Raw genomic sequence first — 13,053 nt, forward strand, 5'->3', positions numbered from 1 at the left:
GGTGATGCGTCACCCGGGTCCGACATGCCATGAGCACCGCCGCTGCTGGCCCGAATCCTTTGCTCTCACTGCTGGACTTGTGCGGCAGCGCGATGCTGCTGTTCAGCGCAGACGCCCACGTGGTGTTTGCCAACCGGGCGGCGCGGCAGCTGCCCAGCCGGCCGGTGCTGGTGTTGCCCAGCGACCCGCAGGTGCGCCAGCTGGTGCGTGGCATCGCGCAAGGCCAGACCGTCCCGCAGCTGAGGCTGGCGCTGCAGGTGCACTCCGATCAGGGCGTGGCCGAACTGGACTGCGAGGCCGCGCCACGCCCGATCGCGGGGCTGGTCGCGCTGGTCGTGACGCCCCGCGCAACAGGCCCGGCCGGCACCGACGCCCCGCCGGCCTCGGCCCCGGTGGTCGAAGAGCGCTTGTCGCTGCCGGCCATCATGAACCTTCTGCGCAGCGAACTGGTGCCCCCGATGAACGCCGTGCTGGCCAGCGCGGGCGAGGTGGCGGCCGACCCACGCGCGCTGGCCGACAGCGTGCGCCACTTGAGCGACCGGCTCACGCGCCTGGTCGATCTGGTGGATGTGTTTGGCGATGACGCGCTGATCGGCGAGGAGCGCGTGCTCGTGCCGGAGCTGGTGACCCACGCCTGCACCCAGTTGCTGCCCCTGACCAAGCAGCTTGGTGTGTCGGTGCTGATCGAAGGCGTGCGCGAAGACCTGCCCCCGGTCTACGGCAGCCGCCGCTTGCTGCAGCGCGCGGTCGTTGAATGCCTGCACAACGCCGTTGAACACGCCCGCGACGGCGTGGCACGCGACCAGCCGGCCGCCGTCCGCCTCGACGTCGCTCCCTCCGGCAACCACCTGCTGCTCACGCTGCGCAACCACGGCGCGCTGTCGGCCTCCGTCATCAGTCGCCACGCCGCCACGCTCTTTCGCCACCTGCCGGGCATGCCGCCAGCGCCCGAACGGATGGGGCCGCGCATCGGACTGCCGCTGGCCCAACGCATCCTGCAGCTCCACGGCGGCCACCTGCGCGTGGACAGCGACGATGGCGAGGTGGTGGCGCGGCTGGAGCTGCCCACCGGCGCGCCGATGCGCAACACCCACCACCTCGACCTGCTGCAGGCCCAGATCTATGCCGAAGACCTGTCGCGCCTGATGGCCCGAAGCCGCAACCGCCGGAGCACCACATGACGCACCGCATCCTCATCGTCGACGACCAGCCCGACATCCGCAAACTCATCCGGCTGACCCTGCAACACCTCGATGACGCCGAAGTCCACGAAGCCGACAACGGCGTTGACGGCCTGCGTCTGGCCCAGCAACTCAAGCCCGACCTGATGCTGCTCGACGTCATGATGCCGGGCGAACTCGACGGCTACCAGGTCTGCGAAAAAGTGAAAAAGGACCCGCTGCTCGGCCCCCACACCAAGGTGATCCTCATCACCGCCCGCGCCCAGAAAGACGACCTCGAAGCCGGGCGCAAGGCATCCACCGACGCCTACCTCACCAAGGCCTTCAGCCCGCTCAAGCTGCTGGACCTGGTGGACGACATGCTCGAAGGGCGCGTGGCCTGAAGGCGGCATGACCGTGGAACTGGCGCTCCTCGGGCTGACCGCGACCGTCTCGGCCCTGGCCGGCGGCGGTGCCATCGCCTGGTGGGCGCAGCGCCGCTGGGCGCGCGCGCGGGCGGTCCACCAGGCCCTCATGCACCACACCGCGGGGCAGGACCGCGAGCTCAACCGCCTGCGCGGCATTCTGGACACCGCTGCCGACGCGATCGTCGGCGTCGGGGTGGATGGGCGCATCCACAGCGCCAACCCCGCGGCCGAGCGCATGTTTGGCCGCAGCGCCGATGAGCTGCGGGGGCAGCCTCTGGGTGCGGTGCTGCCCGACGTCGACGCACACCGCCTGGCCAGCGTGATGGCCGGCGGCGTGCTGATCCACAGCACGCAGAGCCGCATCGGCCGGCTGGAGATCGACGCCCTGCGCCACGGCGGCACGGCCTTCCCGGTGGAAGTGCTCGTCGGCGAAATCCCCGACGACCCGGAGGTGCGGTACACCGCCATCGTGCGCGACCTCACCGAGATACAGCAGGCCGAGGAGTACCTCACGCTCTACGGCCGCGCCGTGGACTGCGCGCTCAATGGCATCTTCATCAGCGACGCGCGGCGCTTTCCGCAGCCGCTGGTGCACGTCAACCCGGCCTTCAGCCGCATCACGGGCTACGCGCCGCACGAGGTGCTGGGTCGCGATGCCCGCGTGCTCGAAGGGCCGCTGACCGACCCGGATGACCTCGCCCTGCTGGAGCGCACCGTCAAGCGCGGCGGCGACCTCAGCATCACCCTGAAGAACTACCGCAAGGACGGCAGCCTCTTCCACAACAAGCTCTCGGTCTCTCCGGTGCGCGACCCCAAGGGCCGCATCACGCACTACATCAACGTCATTGAAGACGTGAGCAACCAGATCGAGGTCAAACAGAAACTCATCGAGCGCACCGCCCGCCTGAACGCCACTTTCGACCTCAGCCCCGATGGCTTCGCCGTCTTCGACGCCGACGGCGAGCTCATCACCACCAACCCCGCCTTTCGCGCGATCGTCGGCGACGTGCCCTCCGGCCAGGGCAGCACCGTGCGCTTTGACGCCTGGTTCCGGCAACTCTGCGAACACCCCGACCAGTACCGAACCCTGGCCCAGGCGATGCAGGAGGCCGGCAAAGACCGGCTGGTGCTGGTCAAGCCGGGGCGCAAGGTCGTCGAGCGCGAAGTCCGCCGCAACCTGGGCGGCAGCGGCGAAACCATCCTGTACCTGCGGGACATCACCCACCAGAGCGAGGTCGATCGCCTCAAGAGCGAGTTCCTCGCCACCGCAGCCCACGAGTTGCGCACCCCGCTGTCGAGCATCGTCGGCTTCACTGAGCTGATGCTCCACCGGCGCTACAGCGAAGACAAACAGAAAGACATGCTCGCTACGGTGCTGCGCCAAGGGACGCTCCTGTCCAACCTGATCCAGGAGCTGCTGGACCTGTCGCGCATTGAGGCGCGCCAGGGCAAAGACTTCCGCATCGTGCCCCACGACCTGCCGACGCTCGTGCAAGCCACGGTGAGCGGCTTCTGCAATGACGCCATGGGCCGCGCGGTCACGCTCGGCCCGGTACCGCCCGTGGCGGTGATGGCCGACCCGGAGAAGATCCAGCAGGCGCTCACCAACCTGCTCAGCAACGCCTTCAAGTACTCGCCCCAGGGCGGAGAGGTTCGGCTCGACGCGTCGATCGAGACCACGGCCGCCGGTGACTGGGCGGCGATCCGCGTGTGCGACCAGGGCATCGGCATGACCCCGGCGCAGCTCCAGCGGGCCTTCGAACGCTTTTACCGCGCCGACACCTCGGGCAACATCCCCGGCACCGGGCTGGGCCTGAACCTGGTGAAGGAAATTGTCGACATCCACGGCGGCTCGGTCCTGCTGGAGAGCCAGCCGGACGTGGGGACCACGGCCATCCTGCGCCTGCCGCTGGCGCCCCACACGGCCGAAGAACACACGCCCGCCTGACCCCGGGCGGCCGACCACCAGGGCATCCGGCGATCAATCCGGCAAGAACAGCGCCTGCAGGTCGGACAGAAAATCGAAGCCCCGCTCCGTGGGGCGCACCAGCGCACCGTCGAGCGTGAGCCAGCCCCGGGACTGCGCCTCGTCGAGCGCGGGCCGGATCGCCGACAACGGCAGCCCCGTGCGCTCGGTGAAGGCGCTGAGGGCAAAACCTTCGCGCAGGCGCAGGGCGTTGAGCATGAACTCAAACGGAAGGTCGCGGCGGGCCACCTCCTCCATGCTCGCCACCGCATGGCCCGCCAGCGCCTGCTCCATGTAGAGCCGCGGCTCACGCCGGCGCACCGTGCGGGCGATGCGGTGGGCAAAGCTGAGCTTGCCGTGCGCGCCCGCACCAATGCCCAGGTAATCGCCGAAGCGCCAGTAGTTGAGGTTGTGCACGCAGCGGTGCCCCTCCCGCGCGTAGGCGGACACCTCGTAACGCGCGAGGCCGGCCGCCCCGGTGAGCGCGGTGATGCGGTCGAGCATGTCGTAGGCGTCGTCCTCGGCCGGCAAGGCCGGCGGGTACTTCGCGAACAGCGTGTTGGGCTCCAGCGTGAGGTGGTACACCGACAGGTGCGGCGGCTGGAAGGACAGCGCCGTGCGCAGATCCTGCTCGCACTCGGCCAGCGTCTGGCCGGGGAGCGCGTACATCAGGTCGAGGTTGAAGGTGTCGAACACGGCGGCGGCCTCTTCGACGGCGGCGCGCGCCTGCGCCGCGTCGTGCACGCGGCCGATGGCGGCAAGATGGCGGTCGTTGAAGCTCTGCACACCGATCGACAAGCGCGTCACGCCCGCGTCGCGGAAGGCGCGGAAGCGATCACGCTCGAAGGTGCCGGGATTGGCTTCCAGCGTGATCTCCGCACCCGGCTCCAGCCGCACCCGCGCCCGCACGTCGCCGAGCAGGCGTTCGATGGCCTCGGGAGAAAACAGGCTGGGCGTCCCGCCGCCGATGAACACGCTGTGTACGGCCCGACCCCAGACCAGCGGCAGCGAGGCCTCCAGGTCGGCGCGCAGCGCGTCTAGGTAACGCCGCTCCGGCAGGTGTTCCCCCGGGGCGGCGGTGGCGGACCACTCGTGGGAATTGAAGTCGCAGTACGGGCACTTCTTCAGGCACCACGGCAGATGGATGTAGAGCGACAGCGGCGGCGGAGCGCCCAGCATCAGCGTGCCGGGGCGCATCCAGTGGAGCAGCGCGTCGGTCATGCGAGCCAGCGCTCGCGCATCAGGGCCACCATCGCGCGGGCGGCCTGGCCGCGGTGGCTGTGGGCGTTCTTCACCTCGGGCGGCAGCTCGGCAAAGGTCTGCCCGAAGGCGGGCAGCCACATCACCGGGTCGAAGCCAAAGCCGTGGGTGCCGCGCCGCTCGCGGGTGATCAGGCCGGGCGCGCGGCCGGTGGCCACGAGCGGCTCCGGATCGTCGGCCCGACGTACCGCCACCAGCGTGCTGACGAGCGCGGCCCGGCGGTCGTCCACGTCGCGCATCTGCTCAAGCAGCGCGGTCACGTTGTAGTCATCGCCTTTGGGCAGCCCGAAACGCGTGGCGTAGTAGGCGGTGTCCACCCCAGGCTCGCCCCCAAACGCCTCGACGCACAAGCCGGCATCGTCGGCCAGCGCCGGCAGGCCACTCTCTCGCGCGGCGTGGCGGGCTTTGGACAGCGCGTTCTCAATGAAGGTGCGGTGGGGCTCGGGCGCCTCGCCGATGCCAAGATCGGCCTGACGGATCAGCGTGATGCCCAGCGGCACGAGCAGCGCCTGGAGCTCCGCCAGCTTGCCCGCGTTGTTGGAGGCCAGGACCAGTTTCATGCGGCCAGCGCGCGCCGCTGCAGCGCCACGAGTTCGGCGATGCCTTTTTCTGCCAGCGACAGCAGCGCGTCCATCTCGCGGCGGGTGAACGCCACCCCTTCGGCCGTGCCCTGCACTTCCACGAAATGACCGGCGCCGGTCATCACCACGTTCATGTCGGTGTCACAGGCCGAATCTTCCACGTATTCCAGGTCCAGCAACGCGCGCCCGCCCAGGATGCCCACGGACACCGCGGCCACGTGATCGCGGATCGGCGAAACCGACAGCTTGCCTTCGGCCAGCAGCCGGTTCACCGCGTCCTGCGCGGCGACGAAGGCACCCGTGATGGCGGCCGTGCGCGTGCCGCCATCGGCCTGCAACACATCGCAGTCCAGCGAAATCGTGCGCTCGCCCAGCGCCTTGAGATCGAACACCGCGCGCATGGACCGGCCGATCAGCCGCTGGATCTCCTGCGTTCGGCCGCTTTGCTTGCCCTTGGCGGCTTCGCGATCGCTGCGGGTGTGGGTCGCGCGGGGCAGCATGCCGTACTCAGCCGTCACCCAACCCTCGCCGGAGCCGCGCTTGTGCGGCGGCACCTTTTCTTCGACCGACGCGGTGCACAGCACCCGCGTGTCACCAAACTCGATCAACACCGAGCCCTCGGCGTGGCGGGTGAAGCCGCGCGTGATGCGCACCGGGCGCAGGGCATCGGCAGCCCGTTGGCCGGGCCGGGAAACGTCGCTCATGGGAAACCTCGGAAAAGTCAGGAATTGCGCTCCGCCGTGCGGCGGATGGCGGCATTGATCTCGGCGATCGAACGCTCGATCGCGGCATCGTCCAGATCGTCCATGCTGGAGTCGGGCGTGCCGCTCTGGATGGTGGACGCGAAGCTGCCGTCCTCGATCTCGTCGGTCGACACGCGGGTGCTGTGGGTTGGCGTGGGCGTTTCCCACTCCATGGCCAACACGGTCACGTTGTCACACCGGGGTCCGCCGCGCTTGAGCGCGGTCTCCACGAGGTCGGGCACCGATTGTTCCAGGGGCTGCGCGGCCAGGCCGGCGGTGATTTCGTCGTCGCTCACCGTGCCCCAGAGCCCGTCGGAGCACAACAAGATGCGGTCGCCCTGCTCCAGCGTGACCGGACCCGACAGATCAAACACCGGCTTGGCCGGCGAGCCCAGGCAGGTGAACAGGATGTTGCGGTTGATGTTTTCGGTGGCGCGACCCAGGTGGGCCTGCTGTTCCATGTAGGAGTGGTCGCGGGTGCGGGTCAGCAGTTCGCGGCGGCGCACGATGTACAGGCGCGAGTCGCCGCAATGCACCCAGTGCATCTGTCCGCGCTCCATGACCGCCGCCACGATGGTCGTGCGCGGCGTGTCCAGCATGCCTTTCTCGGCGGCATACCGGATGATCTGGTGGTGTGCAGCCATCAGGGCGCTGGACAGGAACTCCGGCACTTCCTTCACGATCGGCGTGGCCGTCTTCTGGAAGTAGGCCGAGAAGGTCTGCAGCGCAAGCTGGGCCGCCATCGCACCCTCGGGGTGTCCACCCATGCCATCGGCCAGCACGAACAGCCCGGACTCCCGGGTGTAGGCATAGCCCATCCGGTCTTCGTTTCGCTCCCGGCCGCCTTGTCGGCTGATCTGGTAGACCGAGAACTTCATCGGAACTTGGTGCCCACGTTGGTGGACTTGCGCAGGGACTTGGCCTTGTCGGAGACGATGTTGTCGAACTGCAGCCGCATCTTCTCGGCCACGGTGAGCTTGGTGTAGCTGCGCTCGGTCTCGCGGCTGAGTTCCTTCTGCAGCGCGAACACCGATTGCGGGCGCGACAGCGGGTCGAGCGACATGCACCACTCGACCACCTCAATCAGGTTGTCGGAGTACACCCCCCGCAGGCGCGACAGCGCGAGCGACAGGCGGTCTTTCTCCAGGCGCTGCGGCGCGTCGTTCGGCGGGTAACCCTGCATGCTGGCGTAGATGCAGGCACCGATGGCGTAGATGTCGGTCCACGGTCCCATCGACGAGTCGCGCCGGTACATCTCCGGCGCGGCAAAGCCCGGCGTGTACATGGGCCGGATGAAGTTGCCTTCCTTGCTCAGCACCTCGCGCGCGGCGCCGAAATCGATCAGGACGGCGCGGTTGTCGTCGGTGATGAAGATGTTGGCCGGCTTGATGTCCAGGTGCAGCATCTTGTGCTGGTGGACGATGCGCAAGCCGCGCAGCACCTCGTCGTACAGCGAGCGGATGGTCGACTCGCGGAACACCTTCTGCTTCTTCAGCTCGCGCGCGGTGATGATGAATTCCTGCAGGGACGAGCCCTCCAGGTAGTTCATCACCATGTACACGGTCTCGTTCTCGCGGAAGAAGTTCAGCACGCTCACCACCGACTGGTGGGAGATTTGCGCCAGTGCGCGGCCCTCTTCGAAGAAGCTCTTCAGGCCGAGGCGGTAGAGCGAGAGCTTTTCCGGCTGCACCTGCGGCAGCAATTCGCCCGGCGCCCGGGTGGCGAGGGACGAAGGGAGGTATTCCTTGACGGCGACCTTCTGGCCTTCGGTGTCGACCGCGAGGTACACGACGCCGAAGCCGCCGGCGGCGAGCTTGCGAACGATGCGATAACCACCGATGACGGTGTCGGGCGGCAAGGGTGCGGGTTTGACCTTTGACATAATTCGCTGTTTCCGAAGCGCCCTGTTTCGGAGCCACTTACCACGGGCCCAGTGCGATGGCAGTTTACAGCATGACCGGCTACGGCACGGCCCGCTCGGACGCCGAGGCGGCCGTCGGTCTGGGCGTGGAAATCCGCTCGGTCAACAGCCGTTTTCTCGACCTCAGCTTCAAGCTGACCGATGAGCTGCGCGGGAGCGAACCGGCCCTGCGCGAGTTGCTCGGCGCGCGCTTGAAGCGTGGCAAGGTGGAGGTACGGGCCTGGACCGAGGGCCGCCACGACACCCTGCCGCGCGTGCCCGATGCCGCTTCGCTGCAGCGCCTGCTGGCGATCCAGGATGCGGTGCGCAGCTGGCTGCCCACGGCCGCCCCGCTGTCGGTGGCGGAAAGCTTGCAGCTCACCGCCCGCCAGACCAGCCTGCCCGGCGACACCCACGATGACCTGATGGCCCTGGGCGCCCGCGCGCTGGATGCGCTGCTCGACGCGCGCGCCCGCGAAGGCGATCGCCTCAAGGCCATGCTGCTTGACCGGTGCACCCGGCTGCGTCAGCTCGCGGCCGACGCGGCCCCCCTCATTCCAGCCCTGGTGGCGCAGCAGCAGCAACGCTTTCTCGACCGCTGGGCCGAAGCGCTGGCTGCCGCGGGAGGCTCGGTCAGCGGCGACGCGGCCCAGGAGCGTGCGCTGACCGAGGCCGCGGCCTTCGCCATCCGCATCGACGTGGCCGAGGAACTGACCCGCCTGGGTTCGCACCTGACCGAAATCGAGCGGCTGCTCGACAAAGGCACCGAACTCGGCAAGCGCCTCGACTTCCTGATCCAGGAGCTTCACCGTGAGGCCAACACCCTGGGCGCCAAGTCGTCCACCCTGGAACTCAGCCGCATCTCGGTGGACATGAAGGTACTGATCGAGCAGATGCGCGAGCAGGTGCAAAACATCGAATGACGCCCCACATGGATTACCCCGGCAATCTGTTCGTCGTGGCCGCGCCCAGCGGGGCCGGCAAATCCAGCCTCGTCAAGGCGCTGATGGAGCTCGACGCCCGCGTGCAGCCCTCGGTGTCCCACACCACGCGGGCGCCGCGCGGACAGGAAGTCCACGGCCGCGAGTACTACTTTGTGAGCAACGAGACCTTCGACCAGATGGTGGTGCAAGACGCCTTCCTGGAATGGGCGAAGGTGCACGGCAACCGCTACGGCACCTCCAAGCAGGCCATCGAACAGCGGATGAACGCGGGCGCGGACGTGGTGCTGGAAATCGATTTCCAGGGCGCGATCCAGGTGAAGCGGATTTTTCCCAATGCCGTGCTCGTATTCATCCTGCCGCCCAGCTGGACCGAACTGCGCTCGCGCCTCGAGCGCCGCGCCGAGGACACGGCCGAGGTCATTGAGTTGCGGCTCCAGAACGCGGCGACCGAAATGGCGCACGCCAAAGAATTTGACTTCGTTATAATCAATGAGTTATTCGAACGCGCCTTGTTCGACCTGAAGGCCATCGTTCACGCGCAGCGGCTCAAGTACGCCGCCCAACGCATCGCCCGCCGCGACACGTTTGAAGCGCTCAATCTCACCTGACACCGTCTGGAGCTCTCATGGCACGCATCACCGTCGAAGACTGCCTGGAAAAAATCCCCAACCGATTCCAGCTGGTGCTGGCCGCGACCTACCGCGCCCGCATGCTCAGCCAGGGCCACGCGCCGAAGATCGAGAGCAAGAACAAGCCCGCGGTGACCGCGCTGCGCGAGATTGCCGACGGCAAAGTGGGCGTCGAGATGCTGAAGAAAGTGCCGGTCTGACCGCGGCACGCGACGCAGAGCCAAGCACCGCCGAGGGCGGTGCTTTTTTTTGCGCTCACCAAGGACTTGCACCCACGGGACCATCGCACCAGGCGTCTCGCGCTACAGTAAAGGCATGATCACCGAAGCCCCCCGGGGCTCCGCGCCCGCCGTCCCGCCGTCCACGGCCGCCCACAGCGCGGCCGCGGCCAGCTTCGCCGCGCTGCTGGGCAAGCTGGATTACCTCGGCCCGACGGACATCGAAAGCATCCGGCTGGCCTACCGATTCGCCGACGAGGCCCACCTGGGCCAGTTGCGCAAGAACGGTGATCCTTACATCACCCACCCGATTGCCGTGGCGGCCCAATGCGCGGAGTGGAAACTAGACGCGCAGGCCCTCATGGCCGCGCTGATGCACGACGCCATGGAGGATTGCGGCGTCACCAAGCAGGAGCTGGTGGAGCGCTTTGGTGCCCCCGTGGCCGACCTTGTGGACGGCCTGACCAAGCTCGAGAAGCTGGAATTCGACACCCGTGAACAGAACCAGGCCGAGAGCTTCCGCAAGATGCTGCTGGCGATGGCGAAGGACGTTCGGGTCATCCTGATCAAGCTCGCCGATCGGACCCACAACATGCGCACCATGGGCGACATGCCGCGCAGCAAGTGGAAGCGCATCAGCAGCGAAACGCTCGAAATCTACGCGCCGATCGCCCATCGCCTGGGCCTGAACTACACCTACCGCGAACTGCAGGATCTGTCGTTCCGCTTCCTTCACCCATGGCGCTACGAGGTGTTGGCCAAGGCGCTGAACAAGTCACGCACCCGCCGGCGCGACCTGATCGCCCGCGTGCAGCGCGAGGTGGAGGCCGCCTTCGGTCACCAGGGGATGGCGGTGCGGATCATGGGCCGCGAGAAAACGCTGTATTCCGTCTATCGCAAGATGGACAACAAGCACCTCTCGTTCTCTCAGGTGACCGACATCTACGGTTTCCGGATCATCCTGCCCGAACTGCACGATTGCTACACGGCGCTCGGCGTGCTGCATCAGCTGTACAAGCCGGTGCCCGGGAAATTCCGCGACTACGTCGCGATCCCCAAGGTCAATGGCTATCAGTCGCTGCACACCACGCTGATCGGCCCTTTCGGCACCAACATCGAATTCCAGCTGCGCACCCACGCGATGGACGTGGTGGCCGAGTCGGGTGTGGCGGCGCATTGGCTCTACAAGGCCAGCGAACCCGGTAGCGACACCTCGCAGCGTTTGGGCACGCAATGGCTGCAGTCGCTGCTGGACATCCAGCAGGAAACCCACGACGCCAACGAATTCTGGGACCACATCAAGATCGACCTGTTTCCCGACGCGGTCTATGTGTTCACCCCGAAGAGCAAGATCCTGGCGCTGCCGCGCGGGGCCACCGTCATGGATTTCGCCTACGCCATCCACAGCGACGTGGGCAACCGCGCGGTGGGCGTGCGCATCAACGGTGAACAGCGGCCGCTGCGCACCGAACTGGGCAACGGCGACGTCGTGGAAATCATCACCGCGCCCGATGCCCAGCCCAACCCGGCCTGGCTGTCCTTCGTCAAGACCGGCCGCGCCCGCTCCAAGATTCGCCACCACCTGAAGACCATCGCCCAGGAGAAGTCGTTCGAGTTGGGGCGGCGCATGCTGGAGCAGGCCCTGCGCAGCGAAGGCATCGCCACACTGCCGGCACCAGACGGCGAGCATGCCGGCGCGTGGGACAAGCTGCTGCGTTTCACCGGCAACCGCCATGCGCAGGAATTGCTGGCCGACATCGGCATGGGCAAACGCATCGCCGGCATGGTGGGCAAAAAGCTCGCGGTGCTGTTGGCGGAAGCCGGCCTCAAGCCCGATGCCCTGCTCATCAGCACCGAACGTTATGCGCGCGGGGAGGAAGAGAGTCTGACGCAAGGCGTCGTCACGCTCGACGGCAGCGAGGGCTTGTCCGTGCAGTACGGCCATTGCTGCAAGCCCATCCCGGGCGACCGCATCGTGGGCTACCTTGGCCGCGGCGAGGGGCTGGTGGTGCACGCCGACGACTGCCCCACCGCCCGGCGCCTGCGCGCGCGGGACAGCGAGCGTTTCCTGGAAGTCGAATGGGCGGACGAACCGGTCCGGCCGTTCGACACCACGGTGGACGTGACCGTGTCCAATGGCAAAGGCGTGCTGGCGAGGGTGGCGGCAGCCATCGCCGGCGCCGAGGCCGACATCACCCACGTGGACATGGGGGACGAACCGGCCCAGACCGCCACCGACATCCGCTTCTCCGTCGCGGTGCGCGACCGGCAACACCTCGCCGCGGTGTTGCGCAGCCTCAAACGGACCGCCTCGGTCATCAAGGCCCAGCGGCACAAGCCGGCCAAGGCCTGAGCCATCTGCCGGTCAGGCGGCCGGCGCCGGGTACGACACCGCCAGCACCTCGAGCTCCTGCACGCCGCCCGGCACCGCCAGGCGCACCACGTCACCCACCCGCGCCTTCAGCAGGGCGCGCGACACCGGCGCCACCCAACTGATCTGCCCCTGCGCGCTGTCGGCTTCGTCCACGCCCAGGATGGTGATCGTGGTTTCTTCACCGTGCTGGTCGGCGTAGGTGACCGTGGCACCGAAATAAACCTGGTCGCCGCCGTGGTGCATCGATGGGTCGACCACCTCGGCGATCTCCAGGCGTTTGGTCAGGAAACGGATGCGCCGATCGATCTCTCGCAGGCGCTTTTTGCCGTACAGGTAGTCGCCGTTCTCCGACCGGTCGCCGTTGCTCGCGGCCCAGTGCACGATTTCGACGATCTTGGGGCGCTCGGCATCGATCAGATGTATCAGCTCCGCGCGCAGGCGCTCGTACCCGGCGCGGGTGATGTAGTTCTTGCCCCCCGGCAGCGGAGGCAAGGCTGACGCGCCGTCGTCTTCGTCGTCCGGCGCGTCGCTCTCTCGGGTGAAGGCTTTGCTCATGCGGTGGAGGCCGGCGCCTCGGCGTCGGCGGGCACGGTAATGAACAGAGGGGGAACCACCAAGAAAAAAGCCTGCAGCGTGAGCTGCAGGCTTTTCTGTGTGGCGCGGCTGGCAGGATTCGAACCCACGACCCCTTGGTTCGTAGCCAAGTACTCTATCCAACTGAGCTACAGCCGCGAAGCCTTGAAGTATAGCAGCTTTTTTCTCGATGTCTGGCTGGTAGGCCGTGCTGGGCTCGAACCAGCGACCAAGGGATTATGAGTCCCCTGCTCTGACCAACTGAGCTAACGGCCCG

General features: G+C 67.5%; 13 protein-coding genes and 2 tRNA genes. 7 read left to right on the plus strand and 8 right to left on the minus strand.

From position 1 onward, the window contains the following. The first annotated feature begins 29 nt into the window (after positions 1 to 29). The 3 genes from AC2D80_RS09345 to AC2D80_RS09355 are packed head-to-tail and all read left to right on the plus strand — an operon-like array spanning position 30 to position 3,536. Positions 30 to 1,181 (plus strand): sensor histidine kinase, encoded by a 1,152-nt coding sequence (locus tag AC2D80_RS09345; RefSeq protein WP_484632745.1) that lies wholly within the window; start codon positions 30 to 32, stop codon positions 1,179 to 1,181. After that, on the plus strand, positions 1,178 to 1,564 hold the full coding sequence (locus tag AC2D80_RS09350) for a response regulator (RefSeq protein ID WP_484632746.1): 387 nt from the start codon (positions 1,178 to 1,180) through the stop codon (positions 1,562 to 1,564). The genes AC2D80_RS09345 and AC2D80_RS09350 overlap by 4 nt, the downstream gene beginning before the upstream one ends. A 13-nt stretch (positions 1,565 to 1,577) precedes the next feature. Beyond that, complete coding sequence (locus tag AC2D80_RS09355; protein WP_484632747.1) at positions 1,578 to 3,536, plus strand: PAS domain S-box protein; 1,959 nt, start codon at positions 1,578 to 1,580, stop codon at positions 3,534 to 3,536. A 33-nt stretch (positions 3,537 to 3,569) separates the two neighbouring features. On the opposite strand, the gene hemW is transcribed toward AC2D80_RS09355, so the two are convergent. Genes hemW through AC2D80_RS09380 form a run of 5 tightly spaced genes read right to left on the minus strand, consistent with a single transcriptional unit; the run spans position 3,570 to position 8,020 of the window. Further along, entirely contained in the window at positions 3,570 to 4,775 is a 1,206-nt protein-coding gene (gene hemW / locus AC2D80_RS09360; RefSeq protein ID WP_484632748.1) for a radical SAM family heme chaperone HemW, read from the minus strand. Beyond that, entirely contained in the window at positions 4,772 to 5,374 is a 603-nt protein-coding gene (gene rdgB / locus AC2D80_RS09365; RefSeq protein WP_484632749.1) for an RdgB/HAM1 family non-canonical purine NTP pyrophosphatase, read from the minus strand. The genes hemW and rdgB overlap by 4 nt, the downstream gene beginning before the upstream one ends. Continuing rightward, complete coding sequence (rph, locus tag AC2D80_RS09370; protein WP_484632750.1) at positions 5,371 to 6,099, minus strand: ribonuclease PH; 729 nt, start codon at positions 6,097 to 6,099, stop codon at positions 5,371 to 5,373. Before rph ends, rdgB begins: the two co-directional genes overlap by 4 nt. 17 nt (positions 6,100 to 6,116) lie before the next feature. After that, the gene (locus AC2D80_RS09375) at positions 6,117 to 7,016 is read right to left on the minus strand and encodes a PP2C family protein-serine/threonine phosphatase (RefSeq protein WP_484632751.1); all 900 of its coding nucleotides are present in this window, start codon (positions 7,014 to 7,016) and stop codon (positions 6,117 to 6,119) included. Next, complete coding sequence (locus AC2D80_RS09380; RefSeq protein WP_484632752.1) at positions 7,013 to 8,020, minus strand: serine/threonine protein kinase; 1,008 nt, start codon at positions 8,018 to 8,020, stop codon at positions 7,013 to 7,015. The genes AC2D80_RS09375 and AC2D80_RS09380 overlap by 4 nt, the downstream gene beginning before the upstream one ends. Before the next feature lie 56 nt (positions 8,021 to 8,076). Here AC2D80_RS09380 and AC2D80_RS09385 point away from each other — a divergent pair, with 56 nt between their 5' ends. The 4 genes from AC2D80_RS09385 (at position 8,077) to AC2D80_RS09400 (ending at position 12,182) form a co-directional block, all read left to right on the plus strand. Next, positions 8,077 to 8,961: a YicC/YloC family endoribonuclease gene (locus AC2D80_RS09385; RefSeq protein ID WP_484632753.1), complete on the plus strand. Its 885-nt coding sequence runs from the start codon at positions 8,077 to 8,079 to the stop codon at positions 8,959 to 8,961. A gap of 8 nt (positions 8,962 to 8,969) precedes the next feature. Continuing rightward, positions 8,970 to 9,590 (plus strand): guanylate kinase, encoded by a 621-nt coding sequence (gene gmk, locus AC2D80_RS09390; protein WP_484633317.1) that lies wholly within the window; start codon positions 8,970 to 8,972, stop codon positions 9,588 to 9,590. Between the two features lie 17 nt (positions 9,591 to 9,607). Then, a complete protein-coding gene (gene rpoZ, locus AC2D80_RS09395) occupies positions 9,608 to 9,811 on the plus strand; it encodes a DNA-directed RNA polymerase subunit omega (protein WP_484632754.1) in 204 nt (67 codons plus the stop codon). Positions 9,812 to 9,926: 115 nt separating this feature from the next. Beyond that, entirely contained in the window at positions 9,927 to 12,182 is a 2,256-nt protein-coding gene (locus AC2D80_RS09400; RefSeq protein WP_484632755.1) for a RelA/SpoT family protein, read from the plus strand. Positions 12,183 to 12,194: 12 nt separating this feature from the next. Here the strand turns inward: AC2D80_RS09400 and greB are convergent, their stop codons facing one another. The 3 genes from greB to AC2D80_RS09415 all read right to left on the minus strand — a co-directional run bounded on the left by greB (position 12,195) and on the right by AC2D80_RS09415 (position 13,052). Further along, on the minus strand, positions 12,195 to 12,758 hold the full coding sequence (greB, locus tag AC2D80_RS09405) for a transcription elongation factor GreB (RefSeq protein ID WP_484632756.1): 564 nt from the start codon (positions 12,756 to 12,758) through the stop codon (positions 12,195 to 12,197). A 100-nt stretch (positions 12,759 to 12,858) separates the two neighbouring features. Next, positions 12,859 to 12,935, minus strand: a tRNA-Arg gene (locus AC2D80_RS09410). A 40-nt stretch (positions 12,936 to 12,975) separates the two neighbouring features. Then, a tRNA-Ile gene (locus AC2D80_RS09415) sits at positions 12,976 to 13,052 on the minus strand. Position 13,053 lies beyond the last annotated feature (1 nt).

Source organism: Hydrogenophaga sp. T66 (assembly GCF_057219855.1).

What these genes read in the sequence shown, in the direction of transcription:
- AC2D80_RS09345 (WP_484632745.1), top strand. Translation starts at nt 30, where the DNA reads ATGAGCACCGCCGCTGCTGGCCCGAATCCTTTGCTCTCACTGCTGGAC.
- AC2D80_RS09350 (WP_484632746.1), top strand. Translation starts at nt 1,178, where the DNA reads ATGACGCACCGCATCCTCATCGTCGACGACCAGCCCGACATCCGCAAA.
- hemW (WP_484632748.1), bottom strand. Translation starts at nt 4,775, where the DNA reads ATGACCGACGCGCTGCTCCACTGGATGCGCCCCGGCACGCTGATGCTG.
- gmk (WP_484633317.1), top strand. Translation starts at nt 8,970, where the DNA reads ATGGATTACCCCGGCAATCTGTTCGTCGTGGCCGCGCCCAGCGGGGCC.
- AC2D80_RS09400 (WP_484632755.1), top strand. Translation starts at nt 9,927, where the DNA reads ATGATCACCGAAGCCCCCCGGGGCTCCGCGCCCGCCGTCCCGCCGTCC.
- rph (WP_484632750.1), bottom strand. Translation starts at nt 6,099, where the DNA reads ATGAGCGACGTTTCCCGGCCCGGCCAACGGGCTGCCGATGCCCTGCGC.
- greB (WP_484632756.1), bottom strand. Translation starts at nt 12,758, where the DNA reads ATGAGCAAAGCCTTCACCCGAGAGAGCGACGCGCCGGACGACGAAGAC.
- AC2D80_RS09380 (WP_484632752.1), bottom strand. Translation starts at nt 8,020, where the DNA reads ATGTCAAAGGTCAAACCCGCACCCTTGCCGCCCGACACCGTCATCGGT.
- rdgB (WP_484632749.1), bottom strand. Translation starts at nt 5,374, where the DNA reads ATGAAACTGGTCCTGGCCTCCAACAACGCGGGCAAGCTGGCGGAGCTC.
- rpoZ (WP_484632754.1), top strand. Translation starts at nt 9,608, where the DNA reads ATGGCACGCATCACCGTCGAAGACTGCCTGGAAAAAATCCCCAACCGA.
- AC2D80_RS09375 (WP_484632751.1), bottom strand. Translation starts at nt 7,016, where the DNA reads ATGAAGTTCTCGGTCTACCAGATCAGCCGACAAGGCGGCCGGGAGCGA.
- AC2D80_RS09385 (WP_484632753.1), top strand. Translation starts at nt 8,077, where the DNA reads ATGGCAGTTTACAGCATGACCGGCTACGGCACGGCCCGCTCGGACGCC.